The organism is Burkholderia sp. AU39826 (assembly GCF_020419965.1).
In the GTDB taxonomy this organism is placed as follows: domain Bacteria; phylum Pseudomonadota; class Gammaproteobacteria; order Burkholderiales; family Burkholderiaceae; genus Burkholderia; species Burkholderia semiarida.
The window spans coordinates 25,084-45,201 of record NZ_JAIZQG010000030.1 but is presented as its reverse complement, the minus strand read 5'-3'; the positions used below and the strand labels follow the sequence as shown (position 1 = coordinate 45,201).

Sequence of the window (20,118 nt, the reverse complement as noted above, 5' to 3'; positions counted from 1 at the left end):
CCGCTGCACCGCAGCAGGGCTTGCACGCCAAATCGGCTAAAATTACGGGTTTTCACTCAATCGGCGCGCCGTGCCCGCGCGTGCCGGCGATTCCTCCGCAATGTCTCTCTTCCGCAAGAAAAACGTCGATCGCATGATCGCCGGCGCGCAAGCCGCCGGGCTCAAGAAAGCGCTCGGCGCGATCGACCTCACCTTCCTCGGCATCGGCGCGATCATCGGCACCGGCATCTTCGTGCTGACGGGCACCGGCGCCGTCCAGGCCGGCCCCGCGCTGATGCTGTCGTTCGTGATCGCCGCGATCGCGTGCGGCCTCGCCGCGCTGTCGTACGCGGAGTTCGCGTCGACGATCCCCGTCGCCGGCTCGATCTACACATATTCGTACGCGACGCTCGGCGAGCTGGTGGCGTGGATCATCGGCTGGGACCTGATGCTCGAGTACGGCCTCGCGTCGTCGGCCGTGTCGGTCGGCTGGTCGGGCTACCTGCAGTCGCTGCTGCAGGGCTTCGGGCTCACGCTGCCGGCCGTGCTGACGGCCGCGCCGGGCGCGGTGCCGGGCGTCACCACGTGGTTCAACCTGCCCGCGTTCCTCGTGATGATCGTGATCACGACGCTGCTGTCGATCGGCATCCGCAAATCGACCCGCATCAACAACATCATGGTGTTCATCAAGGTGTCGGTCGTGCTGCTCGTGATCGCGGTCGGCCTGTTCCACGTGACGCCCGCGAACTGGCAGCCGTTCATGCCGCACGGCTGGAACGGCGTGTTCGGCGCGGCGGCCGTGATGTTCTTCGCGTTCATCGGCTTCGACGCGGTGTCGTCGGCGGCCGAGGAAGTGAAGAACCCGAAGCGCGACCTGCCGATCGGCATCATCGCGTCGCTCGCGGTGTGCGCGGTGCTGTACGTGACGGTCGCCGCGGTCGCGACCGGCATCGTGCCGTCGGCCGAGTACGCGAACATCTCGCACCCGATCTCGTATGCGCTGCAGGTCGCCGGCGAGAAGTGGGTCGCGGGTTTCATCGATCTCGGCGCGGTGCTCGGCATGCTGACCGTGATCCTCGTGATGAGCTACGGCCAGACGCGCGTGATCTTCGCGATGTCGCGCGACGGGCTGCTGCCGGCCGCGCTGTCGCGCGTGCATCCGCGTTTTGCGACGCCGTTCCTGACCACCTGGCTGGTCGGCCTGTTCTTCGGGCTGATCGCCGCGCTCGTGCCGCTCAACGTGCTCGCCGAGCTGATCAACATCGGCACGCTCGCGGCGTTCTCGATGGTGTCGATCGCCGTGCTCGTGCTGCGCCGCACGCACCCCGAGCTGCCGCGCGCGTTCCGCTGCCCGGGCGTGCCCGTGGTGCCGATCCTCGCGGTCGCGTCGTGCCTGTTCCTGATGCTGAATCTGCAGGCCGTCACGTGGGCCGCGTTCGCCATCTGGCTCGTGATCGGCCTCGTGATCTACTTCCTGTACTCGCGGCACCACTCGAAGCTCGCGCACGGCCACCCCGACGCGCACTGAGCGCCGTCATGGCGCGATGACGCCTCCCGCGCGGGGCCGCTGCCGGCCCCGCACGCCCCCTTCTCTCCCGCCCCCCTCGGCACCCGCGCGATCACTGTCGGATCGTCGCGAAATCTTGCCCGATCGTCCGGATTTGCCCGCGCGAGCCGCACGCCGCCTGCACGCGCGCGCCGGGCGGTTCATAATCCCGCCATCGAACGACGGCGCCGCGCGGCGGGCCGTCCGACAACAGGAAAAACGATGGAAAGCGTCGATCTCGATGTACTGAAATCCAGCGCGCGCTGGCTCGAAGAAGGGCGGCGCGTGCTGCTCGTGACGGTCGTGAAAACGTGGGGCTCGTCGCCGCGCCCCGAAGGCGCGATGCTCGCGGTGCGCGAGGACGGCCTCGTGGTCGGCTCCGTGTCCGGCGGATGCATCGAGGACGACCTGATCGCCCGCGTGCATGCGAGCGGCATCGCGGCCGATGCGCGCCCGGAAGCGCTCAAGTACGGCGTGACCGCCGAGGAAGCGCACCGCTTCGGGCTGCCGTGCGGCGGCACGATCCAGCTGGTGCTCGAACCGCTCACGCGCGACAGCGGGATCGCCGCGCTGTGCGCGCAGATCGAGGCCGGCCACCTCGTCACGCGCACGATGACGCTCGCGACCGGCCGCGCGTCGCTGTCGCCCGCGCAGGCGACCGACGGGCTCGCGTTCGACGGCGAACGGCTCGTGACGATCCACGGGCCGCGCTACCGGATGCTCGTGATCGGCGCCGGCCAGTTGTCGCGCTATCTGTGCCAGATCGCGGTCGGGCTCGACTACCAGGTGACGGTGTGCGATCCGCGCGACGAATACACGGATGCGTGGGACGTGCCGGGCACGCGCGTCGTGCACTCGATGCCCGACGACACGGTGCTCGACATGAAGCTCGATGCGCGTTCGGCCGTGATCGCGCTCACGCACGACCCGAAGCTCGACGATCTCGCGCTGATGGAGGCGCTGAAGACGCCCGCGTTCTACGTGGGCGCGCTCGGCTCGCGGCGCAACAACGCGGCGCGGCGCGAGCGGCTGCGCGAATTCGACCTGAGCGAAGCGGAACTGGCCCGGCTGCACGGGCCGGCCGGCATCTACATCGGCAGCCGGACGCCGCCGGAAATCGCGATCTCGATCCTGGCCGAGATCACCGCCGCGAAGAACAACGTGTCGCTGCCGACGATCCTGCAGGTCGAAGGCGCGAAGGCCGCGCGCGAAATCGCGGCGAACGGCGGCGCGGCCTGCGGCCTCTGACCCGCGGCGGCGGGCGGCCGTGCTCGCGCCGGGCGCCGGCGCAGGCCGGCGCGATCGTCGATCAGGTCAGGCCGGCAGCCAGCGCGGCGGCAACCGAACCGACCACCAGCACGACGCCGACCGTGCGGCGCTTGTTCAGCTCGGTCCACAGCAGCACGCCCGTCAGCGACAGCAGGATCAACGAACCTGCGATCGTATCCATCAGCAGCACCCAGCCGAGGTTCATCCCGACGCCGCGATGCAGGTTGTTCAGCGTCGTCAGGAACGTGTTGCCCGTGCGTTTCACCGACACGTAGCCGTTGCCGACCCAGTACTCGGCCTGCAGGTTCTGGTGCGGCCCGAACACGCCGAATTGCCAGTGCTCGGGCTGCATCACGCGCTTGTCGCCCCACGCGACGGCCTGCGCCGGCTCCTTGCGCATGCGGCCGGGCTTGCCGTCGAAATGCAGCTCCTGCTGCAGCCACTTCGTCATCGCGGCGGGCGTCTTCGGCACCGGATCCGGCAGCGCGACCTGCATCTCCTCGACCTGCGGCTCGCCGGTCGGAATCTTCAGCGGCGGCGCGCGGTGATTCAGCACCACGCCGGTCACCCCGAACAGCAGCCCGAGCACCGCGCCCCACAGCCCGACCCAGCCGTGCACCTTGCGCAGCCACTTGATGAAGGTCGCGCGGCGCGAGCGCTGGCGGCGCGCGGCCAGTTCGTCGTCGCTCAGCGGGCGGCCCGCCGGGTGCAGCATGGTGACGCCGGCGCGCGGCATGCCCGTCTTGGGCGGGTCGATCGTTTCGGGCGCGTTCACGCGAAAGGTTCCATTCGTTCAAAACAACGGGCGGCGCGCAGGAAGTGCGCACCGCCGGGGCAGCATGAAAATGAGAATGGATATCATTACATAAATCAAAAGCCGGCTCAATCCGTGCGCGTGCGGAACGGCCGGTTCCCTGCGCGCCGGAACGCGCAAGAAAGGCGTCGGTTGCAGCACGAAGCCAATCGATCGGCGCACGATGCCGGCGGAATGATCCCGCCGACCACGAGCCGCATGTCGCAAGAAGCCGCGCGACGGCAGGCCGTTCAGCGCAACGGCGGCAGCGGGAAGCGCGGCGCGGCCGCGTCCGGCGCGGGCTCGGTGCGATCGAGCGCGTACAGCCACGCGAGCAGATCGGCGACCGCCTGATAGAGCTGCGGCGGGATCCGGTCGTCGAGATCGACCTGCATCAGCAGCGACACCATCTCCGGCGCCGTATGCACGTAGAGCCCCGCATCGTGCGCGCGCGCGACGATCATCTCGGCGAGCACGCCGTAGCCCTTCGCGACCACCCGAGGCGCCGCGTCGCCGCCTTTCGGGTCGTAGACGAGCGCGGCCGCGCGCTTGCGGGACGTCATGCTCATCACAGCGCCTCGTCGTCGTCGCCCGGCACCCGCACGTCGGCCGCGCCGCGCGCGTACGCGGCGGCGGCGGCCTGGGCGGCAAAGAGGTCGAAGCCGTCCGGCCCGTCGTCGACCGCGCGAATCGACAGCCCGCCCACCTTGAGCCCCGAACCCTCGAGCCGCTGCCGCAGCGCGGCTTCGTTGCGCGTGAGGCGGTCGGCGCCCGTCTGGTTCGCGCGCAGCCGAGCGACGAGCTGCGCGCCGTTGAGCACCAACTCTGCGTCGACCGTGCCGAGCGACGGCAGCGTCAGCGTCAGGCGCGTGCGCCACGCGATGCCGTCGCCCGTGTCGTCGTCACCGCCGCCGCGCGGTGCACGGTGGCCCGGCTCGTCGGGTTCGATCGTCCAGTCGAGCCGCGCGCCGGGCCACGCCTCGCCGGTCCAGCGAAACTGGTCGGTCGCGAGCGCATCGAGCTGCTGCCGAACGAGCGGCACGGCGGCCGGGTGCACGGGCGCGAGCGGCTGCGCCTGCGGGTCGGACGATGCGGCGGCCAGCCCGGCCCGCGCGGGCGTCCAGTGGGTATCGGCGTGCGCGGCCAGCGGATCGGCGGTGTCGGGCGGCGACGATGCGCCCGGCCGGGCGGCCGCCGGCGCGGCCTGGGCGGAGTCGCGTGCAGGCGCGCCGCCCTGGGCCGGCGGTTGCGCGGTGGCCCGCGCGGCGGCGGGCAGCGGCGGGCGCGGTGCGAGCAATTCGTCGAGCACGTCGGTCGGCTCGCGCGGGACGGCTTCCGGGTCGGCCGGCCCGGGCGCGAGCGCGGTCGCGAGGCGCGCCTGCGGCTCGCGCATCAGTGCCGCGAGCGGCCGCTGGCCGGCCAGCCATTGCGCGAGATGGGATTCGTAGAAGAGGCCGCTTTCGCTCACGGCCTGCGCCAACGCCGCCCGCAACGCCGCGACCGGCGGCGGCGCGGCCGCATCGCGCGTCGCTGCCGTGGACGACGCTTCAGCGGAAGCCGGCGTGGAAGACGCAGCGGGACCGGACGCAGCCGGCGCGCGCGCCGGCACGGGCGTCTCGGTGAGCAGCACGGCGGGATCGGCGAGCAGCGGCAGCCGGCCGGCGATCGCCGGCGTCGCGTCGCCGCCCGAGCGCGAGATCGCGTCGAGCACGCGCCCGACGTCGGACAGCGCGGTCTGCGTGGAAGCGGGCGGCGCGGCGCTCGGGCTGCCGGCCGGGGGCGGGGACGACGCGCCGGCGCCGGGCGTGCCGACCTGCGAGGCCGCGCCGCCGCCCGCCGGCGCCGATACGGTGCCGGTCAGCAGGCTGTCGAGGCGGCTCGCCAGCAGCGCGGCCGCAACGGAGTCGATACCGGTCATGATCGAAGCCTGCCTATATCAGCCACATCGTTGCGAATCGGGGCGCGGCACGCAGGTGCCGCCCGCGGGACCGGCACGCGCCGCGTGCGGCGCCGGGCCCGGGCGCCCCGCACCCGCCTCCGGACCACGGCCCTACCCGCGCGCGCGGTACAGATCGGTCAATACCTGGGTCGAGCGCCGCGCCTCGAACAGCGCGGACAGCCGCGCGACGTCGGGACTCGCGAGATCGCGGATCGCGGCGTCGTCGGCCAGGATGCGACGGATCAGGTCGAGCTTGCGGCCGAGATCCGACTCGTCGAGCGCGACGCCCGGATCGGCCTCCTTCAACCCGTCGACGAGTTGCATGAATTCGGCCTGCAACTCCGGCAACGCGCTCCAGTCGGCGTCGCGCGCGGCGCACAGCATCCGGCCCGACACGGCGGCGAGCGCCTCGTAACGCGCGAAGTATTCGGCCTTGTGATTCATCGTGATGCTTCCGCTACCTGTTGCGCGGCCATCCGCGCGACTTCCGGGGCGATGCCCGTCCATGCTTCCTCGAGCGTTGCGAGCAGGCGGTCGACCTCGACCAGCATCGCGTCGCTCGCCTGCGTGTTCGCTTCGAGCAGGCGCCGGCCGATATACGCATACAGCGCATCGAGCCGGTCGGCGATCTGGCCGCCCGCGTCGCGGTTCAGCGACGCCTGCAGGCCGCTCTCGACGATCCGGATCGCCTTGCCGATCGCCTCGCCGCGCCCGGACACGTTGTCCTGCTGCAAATGCATGCGCGCCAGTGCGATCGCCTGCCGTGCGCCCTGGTACAGCATCGCGATCAGCCGGTGCGGGGAGGCGCCCATCACCCCCGTCTCGACTCCGACACGCGCGTACGCATTGGCTCCAGCGTGTCCTGGGGAAAACATGCGCTTCTCCTTGTTATTTGCGTTGGCTAGTCAGGAGCCGCGGCCGTGCGTTGCACGGGACGGCCTTCACCGGAGTTATCGGAAGGGATTTGAAAAGCTTTAGGCGCGCGGTGGCTGCCGTCGGGCAAGCGATGCCGGCCGCCCGCCTCACCCGGCAAGCCCCGAGCCGTCGCCGGACGGCCGTCCCCGGATGGCCGTCACACCGCCATCTGCATGATGTCGTTGTAAGCGCTCACCAACTTGTTGCGGACCTGGAGCCCGAACTGGAAGCCGATATTGGCCTTCTGCATGTCGACCATCACGTCGTTCAGCGAGATGTTCGGCGCGCCGACCTCGAACGCCTTCGCCTCGCCGAGCGCGTGCTGCTGGTCGCCGCTGATCTTGTCGAGCGATGCCTTCATCGCGCTCGCGAACGTGCCGGCCGTCGCCGCGCCCGAGCCGGCCAGCGCCGCCGTCGGGCTCGCGACGCCGCCGGACGCCTGCGCGGCCATCGACTGCATCTGTTGCAACACCGAACCGATTCCGCTGACGTTCGCAGTCATGCTGTCCCCAGACATAGAGAAGAGACCCGGACATACCGGGCGACCCGCCGGCGCCGCACCACGCGCACCATGCCGGATCGCGACAAAGGATAGCAGCGCGGTGCGCGTCAAAGCCGCGAAAGTACGGGGGAAACCCCGCTCTTTTCGGTCGATCGGAGTGCGCCGCGGGTCCCGATAATCGCATCGTGTCATTGTCCGCCCGCTCGTCCGAGCGAGCTCAGTCGTCCCGCTCCGGAGAAACTCGACGCATGGATTCGCAGGCCAACTCGCTGATCAACCCAGACGCCCGCGCGGGCCTCAGCCCGGTGCCCGGCGCCGCCGCGGCCGCCGCGTTGCCGGGCGCGGGCGGCGCAGGCGCAGGCGCGGACTTCGGGCTTGGCGGCTTCGCGGAACGCATTCCCGGCATCTCACGGATGAAGGGCAACCCGAAGCTGCCGTTCGTGATCGCCGTCGCGTTCGCCATCGCCGCGATCACCGCGCTCGTGCTGTGGAGCCGGGCGCCCGACTACCGCGTGCTGTACAGCAACCTGTCGGACCGCGACGGCGGCGCGATCATCGCCGCGCTCCAGCAGGCAAACGTTCCCTACAAGTTCGCCGATGCCGGCGGCGCGATCCTCGTGCCGTCGAGCCAGGTGCACGAGACGCGCCTGAAACTCGCCGCGATGGGGCTGCCGAAAGGCGGCTCGGTCGGCTTCGAGCTGATGGACAACCAGAAATTCGGCATCAGCCAGTTCGCCGAGCAGATCAACTACCAGCGCGCGCTCGAAGGCGAGCTGCAGCGCACCATCGAATCGATCAATGCCGTGCGCGGCGCGCGCGTGCATCTCGCGATTCCGAAGCCGTCGGTGTTCGTGCGCGACAAGGAAGCGCCGAGCGCGTCGGTGTTCGTCGACCTCTACCCGGGCCGCGTGCTCGACGAGGGCCAGGTGCAGGCGATCACGCGGATGGTGTCGTCCGGCGTGCCCGACATGCCGGCCAAGAACGTGACGATCGTCGACCAGGACGGCAACCTGCTGACCCAGACCGCGTCCGCTTCCGGCCTCGACGCGAGCCAGCTCAAGTACGTGCAGCAGGTCGAGCACAACACGCAGAAGCGCATCGACGCGATCCTCGCGCCGATCTTCGGCGCCGGCAACGCGCGCTCGCAGGTCAGCGCGGATCTCGATTTCTCGAAGATCGAGCAGACCTCGGAAAGCTACGGCCCGAACGGCACGCCGCAACAGGCCGCGATCCGCAGCCAGCAGACCAGCAGCGCGACCGAACTCGCGCAGGGCGGCGCGTCGGGCGTGCCGGGCGCGCTGTCGAACACGCCGCCGCAGCCGGCCTCCGCGCCGATCGTCGCCGGCAACGGCCAGAACGCGCCGCAGACCACGCCGGTCAGCGACCGCAAGGACCAGACGACCAACTACGAGCTCGACAAGACGATCCGCCATACCGAACAGCCGATGGGCAGCGTGAAGCGGCTGTCGGTGGCGGTCGTCGTCAACTACCAGCCGGTGGCCGACGCGAAGGGCCACGTGACGATGCAGCCGCTGCCGCCCGCGAAGCTCGCACAGGTCGAACAGCTCGTGAAGGACGCGATGGGTTACGACGCGAAGCGCGGCGACTCGGTGAACGTCGTGAACAGCGCGTTCTCGACCGTGAGCGACCCGTACGCCGACCTGCCGTGGTGGCGCCAGCCCGACGTGATCGCGATGGCGAAGGAAGCCGCGAAGTGGCTCGGCATCGCGGCGGCCGCGGCGGCGCTCTACTTCATGTTCGTGCGCCCGGCGATGCGCCGCGCGTTCCCGCCGCCCGAGCCGGCCGCGCCGGCGCTCGCGGCGCCGGAGGACACGGTCGCGCTCGACGGCCTGCCCGCGCCGGAGAAGGCGGCGGAGGAAGCCGATCCGCTGCTGCTCGGCTTCGAAAACGAGAAGAACCGCTACGAACGCAACCTCGACTACGCGCGCACGATCGCCCGCCAGGATCCGAAGATCGTCGCCACCGTCGTGAAGAACTGGGTGTCCGATGAACGCTGAAGGCTTGACCAAGAGCGCGCTGCTGCTGATGTCGATCGGCGAGGAAGAGGCCGCGCAGGTATTCAAGTTCCTCGCGCCGCGCGAGGTTCAGAAGATCGGCGTGGCGATGGCCGCGCTGAAGAACGTCACGCGCGAGCAGGTCGAGGACGTGCTGCAGGAGTTCGTGAAGGAAGCCGAGCAGCACACCGCGCTGTCGCTCGATTCGAACGAGTACATCCGCTCGGTGCTGACGAAGGCGCTCGGCGAGGACAAGGCCGGCGTGCTGATCGACCGCATCCTGCAGGGTAGCGACACGAGCGGCATCGAGGGCCTCAAATGGATGGATTCGGCCGCGGTGGCCGAACTGATCAAGAACGAGCATCCGCAGATCATCGCGACGATCCTCGTGCACCTCGACCGCGACCAGGCGTCGGAAATCGCGTCGTGCTTCACCGAACGGCTGCGTAACGACGTGCTGCTGCGGATCGCGACGCTCGACGGCATCCAGCCGGCCGCGCTGCGCGAGCTCGACGACGTGCTCACCGGCCTGCTGTCCGGCAGCGACAACCTGAAGCGCAGCCCGATGGGCGGCATCCGCACCGCGGCCGAGATCCTGAACTTCATGACGAGCGTGCACGAGGAAGGCGTGCTCGAAAGCGTGCGCCAGTACGACGCCGATCTCGCGCAGAAGATCATCGACCAGATGTTCGTGTTCGAGAACCTGCTCGACCTCGAGGATCGCGCGATCCAGATGATCCTCAAGGAAGTCGAGTCCGAAACGCTGATCATCGCGCTCAAGGGCGCGCCGCCCGCGCTGCGCCAGAAGTTCCTCGCGAACATGTCGCAGCGCGCGGCCGAACTGCTCGCCGAGGACCTCGACGCGCGCGGCCCGGTACGCGTGTCCGACGTCGAGACGCAGCAGCGCCGCATCCTGCAGATCGTGCGCAACCTCGCCGAGAGCGGCGCGATCGCGATCGGCGGCAAGGCGGAAGACGCCTATGTCTGATTCGGCGAGCGATCGCGTGGGCACCCTCACCGCGTACCAGCGGTGGGAGATGGCGTCGTTCGACCCGCCGCCGCCCCCGCCGCCGCCCGACGACGCGGCGGCCGCTGCGGCCGCGCTCGCCGAGGAGTTGCAGCGCGTGCGCGACGCCGCGCACGCCGAAGGCCATGCGGCCGGCCACGTCGAAGGCCAGGCGCGCGGCTACCAGGCCGGTTTCGAACAGGGCCGCGAACAGGGTTTCGAGGCCGGCCAGGCCGAAGCGCGCGAACAGGCCGCGCAACTGGCGGCGCTCGCCGCGTCGTTTCGCGAAGCCGTCTCGGCCGTCGAACACGATCTCGCGTCCGACCTCGCGCAGCTTGCCCTCGACATCGCGCAGCAGGTCGTGCGCCAGCACGTGAAGCACGACCCGGCCGCGCTGGTCGCCGCCGTGCGCGACGTGCTCGCGGCCGAACCGGCGCTCGCCGGCGCGCCGCATCTCGCGGTGAATCCGGCCGACCTGCCCGTCGTCGAAGCGTATCTGCAGGACGACCTCGACACGCTCGGCTGGAACGTGCGCACCGACGCGTCGATCGAGCGCGGCGGCTGCCGCGCGCACGCCGCGACCGGCGAGGTCGACGCGACGCTGCCCACGCGCTGGCAGCGCGTCGCCGCCGCGATCGGCAAGGTGAGCACGTGGTGACGCGCTCGCCCGACGCGCTCGCGCACGACGGCATGACGCCGCTCGAACGCGAGCTCGCGCTCGCGTCGTTCGGGCCGGCTGCCCCGCACGATCCCGCATCCGACGCCTCGCCGCACGCGGCATCCGAGGCCGCCGGCGCCGCCCCGCGCGCGCCGCACAATCCGCACCTCGCGCACTGGCGCACGCACCTGAACGGGCTCGCCGCGCGCAGCCACCGCGCGCTGCCGCTGCGGCCGTGCGGCCGCCTCACGCGCGCGGCCGGCCTCGTGCTCGAGGCGATCGGGCTGCGCCTGTCGGTCGGCGCCGAATGCACGATCGAACTGCCGCCAGGCAGCACGCTGCCGCACGCGCAAGCCGAAGTCGTCGGCTTCGCCGGCGACCGCCTGTTCCTGATGCCGACCACCGACGTCGCGGGCGTGCTGCCCGGCGCACGCGTGTGGCCGCTCGAGGCCGCGCCCGTCGCCGATCCGCTCGCGGGCGCGAAGCGGCTGCCGGTCGGCTGGGAAATGCTCGGGCGCGTCGTCGACGCATCGGGCCGCCCGCTCGACGGCCTCGGCCCGCTCGCGTCGAAAGTCGATGCGCCGCTGTCGGCGCCGTCGATCAACCCGCTCGATCGCGAGCCGATCCACCATGTGCTCGACGTCGGCGTGCGCGCGATCAACGCGCTGCTCACCGTCGGCCGCGGCCAGCGGATGGGCCTGTTCGCCGGCTCCGGCGTCGGCAAGTCGGTGCTGCTCGGCACGATGGCGCGCTACACGAGCGCGGAAGTGATCGTGATCGGGCTGATCGGCGAACGCGGCCGCGAAGTGAAGGAATTCATCGAACAGATCCTCGGCGAAGACGGGCTCGCGCGCTCGGTCGTCGTCGCCGCGCCGGCCGACGTGTCGCCGCTGCTGCGGATGCAGGGCGCCGCGTACGCGACGTCGCTCGCCGAGTACTTCCGCGACCAGGGCAAGCACGTGCTGCTGCTGATGGATTCGCTGACGCGCTACGCGATGGCGCAGCGCGAGATCGCGCTGGCGATCGGCGAGCCGCCCGCGACGAAGGGCTATCCGCCGTCGGTGTTCGCGAAGCTGCCCGCGCTCGTCGAGCGCACCGGCAACGGGCCCGAAGGCGGCGGCTCGATCACCGCGTTCTACACGGTGCTGACCGAAGGCGATGACCAGCAGGACCCGATCGCCGATTCGGCGCGCGCGATCCTCGACGGCCACATCGTGCTGTCGCGCGCGCTCGCCGAGGCCGGCCACTATCCGGCGATCGACATCGAGGCGTCGATCAGCCGCGCGATGACCGCGCTGATCGACGAAACGCATCTCGACCACGTGCGGCAGTTCAAGCAGATGCTGTCGCGCTACCAGCGCAATCGCGACCTGATCGCGGTCGGCGCCTACGCACCCGGCCGCGACGCGCAGCTCGACCGCGCGATCGCGCTCTACCCGCGCATCGAGGCCTTCCTGCAGCAGGGCTTTCGTGAATGCGCGCCGTTCGCATCGAGCCTCACCGCGCTCGATGCGCTGTTCGACGCTTACGGAGGCTGATCCCGATGGCCCACGGCTTTCCCCTTCAGTTGCTGCTCGACCGTGCGCAGGAAGACCTCGACTCGGCCGCGAAGCAGCTCGGCACCGCGCAGCGCGACCGCACCGCGGCGGCCGAACAGCTCGACGCGCTGCTGCGCTACCGCGACGAATATCACGCGCGCTTCGCCCAATCCGCGCAGAGCGGGATGCCGGCCGGCAACTGGCGCAATTTCCAGGCGTTCATCGACACGCTCGATGCGGCGATCGCGCAGCAGCGCACCGTGCTCGCCGCGGCCGACGTCCGCATCGACGAGGCGCGCCCGAACTGGCAGCAGAAGAAACGGACCGTCGGCTCGTATGAAATCCTGCAGGCGCGCGGCGTCGCGCAAGAGGCGAAGCGCGACGCCCGGCGCGAACAGCGCGACGCCGACGAACATGCCGCGAAGATCCTGCGCATGCGGGCCGACGCGGCCCGCTCGTCGTAACCGACCACCGCCTTCGAACGAGAGAACCGTCATGCCTCCCCTGCCCCTGCTCGGCGCGCTGCTCGACACCGCCGGCGCCGCACTCAAGGCCACCCGCGGCCCGGGCGCGTCCGCCACTGCCAACGATGCGTCGGCTGCCGCGAGCGCCGTGCCGTTCGCGCAGACGCTGAAGCAAAGCGTCACCACGCGCGGCGACACGGCCAGCACCGCTGCGCCGGACGTGCCGGCCAAACAGGCTGCGTCGAAGCCGGCCGCCGGTGCGAAGCCGTCCGGCACGGACGACGACGACGCAACCGACGCCACGGCCGCGAACGCCACCGCCACCGCCAACCCCGATGCCGCCGCGCTCGCGGCTGCCGCGGCCGTGCAGGCGCAACTGCAGGCGCGCCCGGACACCGCGACGCCGGCCGACGCGACGACCGCTGCCGCCGCGGCTGCCGCTGCCGCCGCGCAAAAGACGGCCATGCCGGGCCAGCCGGACGCCGCCGCCACGCTCGCCGACCATGCGACCCAGGACGCAGCCGCCCTGCCAACCGACCCGGCATCGAGCCGCGACGCGCTGCAAGCGGCGCTCGCCAAGCTGACGGGTGGTGCGAGCGCGATTGCGATGCCTGCGACCGGCACGAGCGCCGCCGCCACGCCGACGGCGCCGGCCGCGACCACGTCGAACGCCGCCGCGCCGCTCACGCCGAAAGTGCCGACCTTCGACCGTACGCTCGCCGACGCGAAAGGCGCGCTCGCCACCCAGCAGGCGCCGGCCCAGGTCACGCCGCAGACGCTGCAGGCCGACGCGAACGCGCAATCCGGCGCACAGCACGCGCTCGCGGCAGCCGGCAACGCAACCGACCCGGCCGCCAGCGCGACGCTCGCGGCAGGCGCGGCGGCCACCGCCGCCGCGCAGGCGAACCTGCAACTGTCGCCGGCCGCCGGTGCGATCGCCGCCGCCAACGCGCACGCGCTCGCGCCGCACGTCGGCACGGCCGACTGGACGGATGCGCTGAGCCAGAAGGTCGTGTTCCTGTCGAATGCGCACCAGCAGAGCGCCGAGCTGACGCTCAACCCGCCCGATCTCGGGCCGCTGCAGGTCGTACTGCGCGTCGCGGACAATCACGCGCACGCGCTGTTCGTGTCGCAGCACGCGCAGGTGCGCGACGCGGTCGAAGCCGCGCTGCCGAAGCTGCGCGAGGCGATGGAAGCGGGCGGGCTCGGGCTCGGCAGCGCGACCGTCAGCGACGGCGGCCTCGCGTCGCAGCAACAGCAGCAAAACCCGCAGCAGACCTTCGCCGGCGGCCAGCCGTCGCGACGCGGGAACGGCGGACCGTCAGCCGTCGATGCACCCGTCGACGCCGCGCGATCCGCACCGGTCGCCGCACCCGTGAGCCGCGCCGGCCTCGTCGATACGTTTGCCTGAGCATGGTCGCTGCCGTGCGCGCGCCGCGTCTAGCGACCGTGCACCGCCGCGGCCGCCTCGCCGCGCGGCACGCCGCCCTTGCGCGCCGCGGCGATGAAGTCCGCCGCGCGTTCGCCGATCATCACCGACGGCGCATTCGTGTTCCCGCCGACCAGCGTCGGCATCACCGACGCATCCACCACGCGCAATCCGTCGACGCCGCGCACGCGCAGTTGCGGATCGACGACCGCGCGCGCATCCGAGCCCATCCGGCAGGTGCCGACCGGGTGATAGATCGTGTCCGCATGCGCGACGATCGTCGCGCGCAGCTCCGCTTCGCTCTGGTCCGGCCGCGTGTACAGCTCGCGCCCGCCCTGCGACGCCAGCGGCGCCTGCGACAGGATGCGGCGCATCGCCTGCGTGCCGCGCACCAGCAGGTCGAGGTCGCGTGAATCGCTGAAGAAGCGCGGATCGATCAGCGGCGCATCGCGCGCATCGCCGCTCGCGAGCGCGACCGTGCCGCGGCTGAACGGCCGCAGTGCGCACACGTGCAGCGAATAGCCGAAGCCCCAGTGCATCTTGCGGTTGTGATCGTCGACGAGCGCCGTGCAGAAATGCAGTTGCAGGTCGGGACGCTCGAGCGACGGGTCGCTCTTGATGAAGCCGCCGGCCTCCGCGACGTTGCTCGTCATCATCCCCGTGCGGCGCGAGAAATAGCGCACGAGCGCCGGCGTCATCTTCGCGATGCCGCGCAGGCACACGCCGACCAGCTCCGACGAATTCACGCGCGTGTTGATGATGAAATCGATGTGGTCGATCAGGTTCGCGCCGACGTCCGGCGCATCGTGCACGACCGCGATCCCGTGCCGGCGCAACTGCTCGGCCGGGCCGATCCCCGAACACATCAGCAGTTGCGGCGAATTGAACGCGCCGGCCGACAGGATCACTTCCGCGCGCGCGCCGAGCGTCTCGACCCGCCCGTTGCGCGACACGACGACGCCGACCGCGCGCTTGCCGTCGAACCCGACGCGCAGCACCGTCGCATCGGTGATCACGTGCAGGTTCGGCCGGTTGCGGCCGTAGATATACGCGCGCGCCACGCTGCAGCGCGCGCCGTCGCGATGCGTGACCTGGTAGAAGCCGACGCCTTCCTGCGTCGCGCCGTTGAAGTCGTCGTTCAGCGGATAGCCGGCCGCATGCGCGGCCTGGATGAATCGTTCGGAGAACGGATTGCGAAAGCGCAGATCCGACACCGTGAGCGGGCCGTCCGCGCCGTGCCATGCATCCGCGCCGCGCTCGTTGCCTTCCGCGCGGCGGAAATACGGCAGCACGTCCTGCCAGCCCCAGCCCGTCGCGCCCAGTTGCGCCCACTCGTCGTAGTCGCCCGGGTGGCCGCGCGTATAGATCATCGCGTTGATCGCGCTCGAGCCGCCCATCCCGCGCCCGCGCGGCTGGTAACCGCGCCGCCCGCCGAGGCCCGGCTGCGGTACCGTCTCGTAGCCGTAGTTCGTGCCGAGCTTGAACGGCACCAGCGCCGCGATGCCGACCGGCATGTTGACGAGCAGATTGCGCTCCGTATGCGAGCCGGCCTCGATCAGCGCGATCGTCGCATCGGGGCAGGCATCGGCGAGACGGCCGGCAAGGCTCGCTCCGCCCGAACCTCCGCCCACGATGATGTAGTCGTATTGCATGTCACGTCTCCGTCGTGTCATGGAGGTCGCCCGGCACTGCCGCGCGACCGTGTCTCCTCTTTGGAGGGTCTGTTTGCAGATGGAACCGCATGCGAATGCCCGAAATCGCTCGTAGGGCAAGGGGCGACGAGCGACGCAGCCATACGCCCCGAAGGAAGTCCCCTTGGGGGATGGGCGATTTCGGGCATTCCCGTGACATGATTTTTTTAATTTGGAGTTGCCACGAGAACGGCCGCTCGCGAGGCGCGCGACGCCGCGAGCGGCCGTTCTCGTGGCAACGCATGCGTGTTCCATCTGCAAACAGACCCTCGGCGCATTGTAGGAATGGCCGTCCCGTGCGCGGCGCGCCGATTCAAGAGCGATTCCTCTAAACGCCCGCGTGAACTAAATTTAAGATGTGTCGATGCGCTTCGCGCGATGCACCGGCCACGAGAAGCCGATTCGTCGCGAAACGGGAGGAATGACGATGCAGCGCCAGATCCTGCAGGCCGCGTGCCGACCGGGTGATCCAGAGGTCAAGCGCGCGGCCCGTATTTCATTTCAAACGGCGGCCCGCGCGACGCTGCGCGGCGTGATGCGCGCCCTCGGTCGAAATCGAACGGCGCGTGTCGTCGCCGACCGTTTGGACGGTGTCTCGGCGCCGTCGCACGACGCGCGGCGACGCGCCGTCACGGACCCGTCGCGCGACGCTGCCGCGGTGCACCGGCACACGCTCGCAAGACGGCGTCGCGTGCCCGCGCGTCACCGCATCGGGCCGTGCGCGCGTGCCGTGCGGCACGACTTTCGGACACGGACACCGTCGCGCGGATACGACGCCGGCCGCATGCATCAACCGGTTTTCGAGCACCCGTCGCATCCGGCCCCGTGCCGCGCGACACGCATCACCCGATCCGCGTCGCCGCGCTCGCCGAGCGTGCGGCGTGACGGCCGGCCGACCAGCCAGGCCCAACTGGAGGAGACGACATGAAGAACGACCTGCCCGAACTGGCTCCGCAAGCACGCCCGTCGGTCGATGCGCTGACGTCGCTGCTGCACGACCAGCGCGCGGCGTACCTGCGCGCACCGTACCCGGCGTGGGACACGCGTGCGCAGCACCTGCGCGCGCTGCGCACGATGCTGATCGACCACGCGGATGCGCTCGCCGACGCGATCAGCGCCGATTTCGGCCATCGCGCGAAGCAGGAAGTGCTGCTGTCGGAAATCTGGATGGCGAAGGAAGAGATCGACGACGCGCTGAAGCACGGCAAGCGCTGGATGAAGCCGATCCGCAAGCCGATGAACAAATGGCTGCGCCCGGCGCGCGCGAAGGTCGTGCCGCAGCCGCTCGGCGTGGTCGGCATCGTCGTGCCGTGGAACTACCCGGTGCTGCTCGCGGCCGGCCCGCTGATCTGCGCGCTCGCCGCCGGCAACCGCGCGATCATCAAGATGTCCGAACTGACGCCGCGCACGTCGGCGCTGTTCGAGCAGCTCATCGGCAAGACCTTCACGCGCGACCACGTCGCGGTCGTCAACGGCGACGCGGAGGTCGGCGCCGCATTCAGCGCGCTGCCGTTCGACCATCTGCTGTTCACCGGCTCCACGCAGGTCGGCCGCCACGTGATGCGCGCGGCCGCCGACAACCTCACGCCCGTCACGCTCGAGCTCGGCGGCAAGTCGCCGGCGATCATCGGCCCGAATGCGCGCTTCGACGCGGCCGTCGACGCGATCGTCGCCGGCAAGACGCTGAACGCCGGCCAGACCTGCATCGCGCCCGACTACGTGCTGCTGCCGCGCGGGATGGAAGGCGCGTTCATCGAACGCGCGCGAACCCGCTTCGCGAAGCTGTATCCGGACCTGTCGGCCAACGGCGACTACACGACGATCGTGTCACCGCGCCACTACGCGCGTCTGCAGCAACTCGCGAGCGACGCGCAGGCGGGCGGCGCGCAGTTGCATCCGCTGTCCGACGCGCAGTCCGATCCCGTGTCGCGCCGCTTCGTGCCGTGCGCGCTCACGCGGGTGCCGGCCGCGTCGCAACTGATGCAGGAGGAAATCTTCGGGCCGCTGCTGCCGCTCGTGCCGTACGAACGGCTCGACGAAGCGATCGCATACGTCAACGCGCGCCCGCGTCCGCTCGCGCTGTACCTGTTCGACGAGGATGGCGGCACGGTCGACCGCGTGATGCACGAAACGATCTCCGGCGGCGTAACGGTCAACGAAACGCTGATGCACATCGCGTGCGGCAGCTTGCCGTTCGGCGGCGTCGGCGCGAGCGGCATGGGCGCGTATCACGGCTACGACGGCTTCGTGACGTTCTCGAAGATGAAGCCCGTGCTCACGCAGGCGCGGCTGAACGCGCGCAACCTGCTCGCGCCGCCATACGGCAAGCGCTTCGCCGCGCTGATCAAGCTGATGCTGAAGTTCTGAGGTAGACGGGCCGCGCGCGTCGCGCCGCGGCCCTTGCCGCACGGCATGGGATGCCGCGCACGCAGCCGTCGTCCATCACACGGGCCAGAGCGGCCCTTCCTGCATCGCGCCGATCTGCTCGCGCAATTCGAGCACGCGCGCTTCCCAGTAACGATGCGTGTTGAACCACGGGAACGCGGCCGGAAACGCCGGGTCGTCCCAGCGCCGCGCGAGCCACGCCGCATAGTGGATCAGCCGCAGCGTCCGCAGCGCTTCGACCAGATGCAGCTCGCGCGGCTCGAATTCGCAGAAATCCTCGTAGCCGGCGAGCAGGTCCGCCAGCGCGCGCGACGCGCCTTCGCGATCGCCCGGCAGCAGCAGCCACAGATCCTGGACGGCCGGCGCCATCCGGCTGTCGTCGAAGTCGACGAAATGCGGGCCGGCATCGGTCCACAGCACGTTGCTCGGATGACAGTCGCCGTGCGTGCGCAGCAGGCGGATCTCGCCCGCGCGTTCGAACGCGGCCTCGACGCCTTCGAGCGCGAGTGCGACCGCGGTCTCGTACGCCGGCCTTACGTCATCCGGAATGAAATCGTGCGCGAGCAGGTAATCGCGCGGCTCGTAGCCGAACGTACCGATGTCGAGCACGGGACGCGCGGCATACGGTTGCGTCGCGCCGACCGCATGAATGCGGCCGATGAAGCGGCCGAGCCATTCGAGCGTGTCGCTGCGATCGAGATCGGGTGCGCGGCCGCCGCGCCGCTCGAAGATCGAGAAGCGGAAGCCGTCGAACGCGTGCAGCGTGCGGCCGTCGAAGGCTCGCGCGGGCACCGCCGGAATCTCGCGCGCGGCGAGTTCGGCGACGAACGCATGCTCTTCGAGAATCGCGTCGTCCGACCAGCGCGCCGGGCGATAGAACTTCGCGACGACCGGCGGGCCGTCTTCGATACCGACCTGGTAGACGCGGTTTTCGTAGCTGTTGAGGGCGAGCAGGCGCCCGTCGGTGCGCAGGCCGGCCGGCATCAGCACGCTGTCGAGCGCGTCGAGCACGCACTCGGGCGTGAGGCCGGCGAACGGCGGGCTGGCGGGAGAAGCGGGAGCGGAAGTGGTGTCGGTCATGCCCCGCATTGTGCCGCCAGCCGGACCGAAAGACGAGCGTCCGGTACGAGCGCCCTTAGTGAAGCGCCGCGCCGGCCGGCAAGACGGATTCGCCGGTATCGATCAGGTCCTCGAGAAAGAACGGCTCGGTGTTGAGTTCTTTCGACTCACCCGGCACGCCCGCGTACCAGGTCACCATGGCCATGTCGCCCAGGATGCGCTGGACGATGCCGCGCGCGCCCTTCGGCACCGCGATATGGGTAGTGCAGACAATCGACCCGATATGCATGATGGTTCCCCACTCTTGAATCTTGAAACCCGGCCCGCTGGCGAGCCGGCAAATGCACGATCCGCGCCGCTCTCGGCGGAGCGTTGCGCGTGATCCCATTGTTCACGGTTTATCGAAGCGCGAAAAGAAGAAGAAGCGGGCGAAGTGCCGCGAATTCGTCGAATGTCTCCAATCAACCACTGCGCCGGGCACGCACTTGCCCGCCCGGTTACCCCCATCATACCCTGTCGAATGCGGCTGCCTACCGAAACCGTCCGGCGCCGCCGCGCACACGCGATCGACGCAACGCGCGTCCCGTTTCGCTTGCGCCGCGCGGGATCGTCGGAACACGCCCGCGATCGGCGCTGACATCACCTCACGCGCGTCGCTTGCCGATCGCCTTCTTCCGGTCGTCGAAAGCTTGCATGCGCATCGGCCAGCGAGCCGGCGCCGTCTTGCATCGCCCCGCCCGCGATGCGCCGCCGCCGACAGCAGTTGCGTTCGACGGCTGCCTTGCGGTACCTTTGGCTTTCATTCGCGTTCAATCGCATTCCGACACGATGCATCCGCTCACGTCCGCCCGCGCAACATCCCGGCCGCAGTTCGACTCGCGGCCGCGGGCGTGCGTGCATCCGTCGGTCCTTCCTCCTCATGTCGCACCG

The 20,118-nt window shown here is 70.5% G+C and carries 19 protein-coding genes; 10 read left to right on the top strand and 9 right to left on the bottom strand.

The genetic code is table 11. The annotated features are described in order from the left end of the window. Nucleotides 1-100: 100 nt before the first annotated feature. The gene (locus LGM42_RS30825) at nucleotides 101-1,507 is read left to right on the top strand and encodes an amino acid permease (RefSeq protein ID WP_226234226.1); all 1,407 of its coding nucleotides are present in this window, start codon (nucleotides 101-103) and stop codon (nucleotides 1,505-1,507) included. A 240-nt stretch (nucleotides 1,508-1,747) separates the two neighbouring features. Beyond that, nucleotides 1,748-2,773, top strand: a complete 1,026-nt coding sequence (locus LGM42_RS30820) for an XdhC family protein (protein ID WP_059642502.1) — start codon at nucleotides 1,748-1,750, stop codon at nucleotides 2,771-2,773. A gap of 61 nt (nucleotides 2,774-2,834) precedes the next feature. Here LGM42_RS30820 and LGM42_RS30815 read toward each other — a convergent pair whose 3' ends face one another. From LGM42_RS30815 to fliE, 6 genes are all read right to left on the bottom strand, one after another. Then, on the bottom strand, nucleotides 2,835-3,569 hold the full coding sequence (locus LGM42_RS30815) for a PepSY-associated TM helix domain-containing protein (protein WP_099316906.1): 735 nt from the start codon (nucleotides 3,567-3,569) through the stop codon (nucleotides 2,835-2,837). A 269-nt stretch (nucleotides 3,570-3,838) separates the two neighbouring features. Then, nucleotides 3,839-4,156: an EscU/YscU/HrcU family type III secretion system export apparatus switch protein gene (locus tag LGM42_RS30810; RefSeq protein ID WP_059583955.1), complete on the bottom strand. Its 318-nt coding sequence runs from the start codon at nucleotides 4,154-4,156 to the stop codon at nucleotides 3,839-3,841. Next, nucleotides 4,156-5,505, bottom strand: coding sequence for a flagellar hook-length control protein FliK (locus LGM42_RS30805; protein ID WP_226234225.1), 1,350 nt, complete (start codon nucleotides 5,503-5,505; stop codon nucleotides 4,156-4,158). Before LGM42_RS30805 ends, LGM42_RS30810 begins: the two co-directional genes overlap by 1 nt. Before the next feature lie 132 nt (nucleotides 5,506-5,637). Further along, on the bottom strand, nucleotides 5,638-5,970 hold the full coding sequence (locus LGM42_RS30800) for a flagellar protein FliT (protein ID WP_059583960.1): 333 nt from the start codon (nucleotides 5,968-5,970) through the stop codon (nucleotides 5,638-5,640). Beyond that, nucleotides 5,967-6,401: a flagellar export chaperone FliS gene (gene fliS / locus LGM42_RS30795; protein WP_059583963.1), complete on the bottom strand. Its 435-nt coding sequence runs from the start codon at nucleotides 6,399-6,401 to the stop codon at nucleotides 5,967-5,969. Before fliS ends, LGM42_RS30800 begins: the two co-directional genes overlap by 4 nt. Before the next feature lie 197 nt (nucleotides 6,402-6,598). Continuing rightward, complete coding sequence (fliE, locus tag LGM42_RS30790; protein WP_050014225.1) at nucleotides 6,599-6,943, bottom strand: flagellar hook-basal body complex protein FliE; 345 nt, start codon at nucleotides 6,941-6,943, stop codon at nucleotides 6,599-6,601. A gap of 248 nt (nucleotides 6,944-7,191) precedes the next feature. On the opposite strand from fliE, the gene fliF reads away from it, so the two are divergent. The 6 genes from fliF to LGM42_RS30760 are packed head-to-tail and all read left to right on the top strand — an operon-like array spanning nucleotide 7,192 to nucleotide 14,035. Next, nucleotides 7,192-8,961: a flagellar basal-body MS-ring/collar protein FliF gene (gene fliF / locus LGM42_RS30785; protein WP_059583966.1), complete on the top strand. Its 1,770-nt coding sequence runs from the start codon at nucleotides 7,192-7,194 to the stop codon at nucleotides 8,959-8,961. Continuing rightward, entirely contained in the window at nucleotides 8,951-9,946 is a 996-nt protein-coding gene (fliG, locus tag LGM42_RS30780) for a flagellar motor switch protein FliG (RefSeq protein ID WP_050014223.1), read from the top strand. Before fliF ends, fliG begins: the two co-directional genes overlap by 11 nt. Then, nucleotides 9,939-10,622, top strand: coding sequence for a flagellar assembly protein FliH (fliH, locus tag LGM42_RS30775; RefSeq protein ID WP_059583968.1), 684 nt, complete (start codon nucleotides 9,939-9,941; stop codon nucleotides 10,620-10,622). Before fliG ends, fliH begins: the two co-directional genes overlap by 8 nt. A gap of 32 nt (nucleotides 10,623-10,654) precedes the next feature. Beyond that, nucleotides 10,655-12,160, top strand: a complete 1,506-nt coding sequence (gene fliI, locus LGM42_RS30770) for a flagellar protein export ATPase FliI (protein WP_264162944.1) — start codon at nucleotides 10,655-10,657, stop codon at nucleotides 12,158-12,160. 5 nt (nucleotides 12,161-12,165) lie between these two features. Continuing rightward, entirely contained in the window at nucleotides 12,166-12,624 is a 459-nt protein-coding gene (gene fliJ, locus LGM42_RS30765; RefSeq protein ID WP_059583972.1) for a flagellar export protein FliJ, read from the top strand. A 31-nt stretch (nucleotides 12,625-12,655) separates the two neighbouring features. Beyond that, on the top strand, nucleotides 12,656-14,035 hold the full coding sequence (locus LGM42_RS30760) for a flagellar hook-length control protein FliK (RefSeq protein WP_226234224.1): 1,380 nt from the start codon (nucleotides 12,656-12,658) through the stop codon (nucleotides 14,033-14,035). 29 nt (nucleotides 14,036-14,064) lie between these two features. On the opposite strand, the gene LGM42_RS30755 is transcribed toward LGM42_RS30760, so the two are convergent. Next, nucleotides 14,065-15,705, bottom strand: coding sequence for a GMC family oxidoreductase (locus tag LGM42_RS30755; RefSeq protein ID WP_226234223.1), 1,641 nt, complete (start codon nucleotides 15,703-15,705; stop codon nucleotides 14,065-14,067). 466 nt (nucleotides 15,706-16,171) lie between these two features. On the opposite strand from LGM42_RS30755, the gene LGM42_RS30750 reads away from it, so the two are divergent. After that, on the top strand, nucleotides 16,172-16,672 hold the full coding sequence (locus LGM42_RS30750; protein ID WP_226234222.1) for a hypothetical protein: 501 nt from the start codon (nucleotides 16,172-16,174) through the stop codon (nucleotides 16,670-16,672). Next, nucleotides 16,669-18,111: a coniferyl aldehyde dehydrogenase gene (locus LGM42_RS30745; protein ID WP_059642526.1), complete on the top strand. Its 1,443-nt coding sequence runs from the start codon at nucleotides 16,669-16,671 to the stop codon at nucleotides 18,109-18,111. Before LGM42_RS30750 ends, LGM42_RS30745 begins: the two co-directional genes overlap by 4 nt. A 75-nt stretch (nucleotides 18,112-18,186) precedes the next feature. On the opposite strand, the gene LGM42_RS30740 is transcribed toward LGM42_RS30745, so the two are convergent. Both LGM42_RS30740 and LGM42_RS30735 read right to left on the bottom strand, forming a co-directional pair. After that, nucleotides 18,187-19,218, bottom strand: a complete 1,032-nt coding sequence (locus tag LGM42_RS30740) for a serine/threonine protein kinase (RefSeq protein WP_124658838.1) — start codon at nucleotides 19,216-19,218, stop codon at nucleotides 18,187-18,189. 46 nt (nucleotides 19,219-19,264) lie between these two features. Then, nucleotides 19,265-19,477 (bottom strand): hypothetical protein, encoded by a 213-nt coding sequence (locus LGM42_RS30735; RefSeq protein ID WP_006477514.1) that lies wholly within the window; start codon nucleotides 19,475-19,477, stop codon nucleotides 19,265-19,267. Nucleotides 19,478-20,118 lie beyond the last annotated feature (641 nt).

Coding starts and splice junctions, on each gene's coding strand:
- LGM42_RS30760 (WP_226234224.1), top strand. CDS start 12,656: ATGCCTCCCCTGCCCCTGCTCGGCGCGCTGCTCGACACCGCCGGCGCC.
- fliE (WP_050014225.1), bottom strand. CDS start 6,943: ATGACTGCGAACGTCAGCGGAATCGGTTCGGTGTTGCAACAGATGCAG.
- LGM42_RS30805 (WP_226234225.1), bottom strand. CDS start 5,505: ATGACCGGTATCGACTCCGTTGCGGCCGCGCTGCTGGCGAGCCGCCTC.
- LGM42_RS30825 (WP_226234226.1), top strand. CDS start 101: ATGTCTCTCTTCCGCAAGAAAAACGTCGATCGCATGATCGCCGGCGCG.
- LGM42_RS30745 (WP_059642526.1), top strand. CDS start 16,669: ATGAAGAACGACCTGCCCGAACTGGCTCCGCAAGCACGCCCGTCGGTC.
- LGM42_RS30820 (WP_059642502.1), top strand. CDS start 1,748: ATGGAAAGCGTCGATCTCGATGTACTGAAATCCAGCGCGCGCTGGCTC.
- LGM42_RS30740 (WP_124658838.1), bottom strand. CDS start 19,218: ATGCGGGGCATGACCGACACCACTTCCGCTCCCGCTTCTCCCGCCAGC.
- LGM42_RS30755 (WP_226234223.1), bottom strand. CDS start 15,705: ATGCAATACGACTACATCATCGTGGGCGGAGGTTCGGGCGGAGCGAGC.
- LGM42_RS30810 (WP_059583955.1), bottom strand. CDS start 4,156: ATGAGCATGACGTCCCGCAAGCGCGCGGCCGCGCTCGTCTACGACCCG.
- LGM42_RS30750 (WP_226234222.1), top strand. CDS start 16,172: ATGCAGCGCCAGATCCTGCAGGCCGCGTGCCGACCGGGTGATCCAGAG.
- LGM42_RS30735 (WP_006477514.1), bottom strand. CDS start 19,477: ATGCATATCGGGTCGATTGTCTGCACTACCCATATCGCGGTGCCGAAG.
- fliF (WP_059583966.1), top strand. CDS start 7,192: ATGGATTCGCAGGCCAACTCGCTGATCAACCCAGACGCCCGCGCGGGC.
- fliG (WP_050014223.1), top strand. CDS start 8,951: ATGAACGCTGAAGGCTTGACCAAGAGCGCGCTGCTGCTGATGTCGATC.
- fliI (WP_264162944.1), top strand. CDS start 10,655: ATGACGCCGCTCGAACGCGAGCTCGCGCTCGCGTCGTTCGGGCCGGCT.
- fliH (WP_059583968.1), top strand. CDS start 9,939: ATGTCTGATTCGGCGAGCGATCGCGTGGGCACCCTCACCGCGTACCAG.
- LGM42_RS30800 (WP_059583960.1), bottom strand. CDS start 5,970: ATGAATCACAAGGCCGAATACTTCGCGCGTTACGAGGCGCTCGCCGCC.
- fliS (WP_059583963.1), bottom strand. CDS start 6,401: ATGTTTTCCCCAGGACACGCTGGAGCCAATGCGTACGCGCGTGTCGGA.
- fliJ (WP_059583972.1), top strand. CDS start 12,166: ATGGCCCACGGCTTTCCCCTTCAGTTGCTGCTCGACCGTGCGCAGGAA.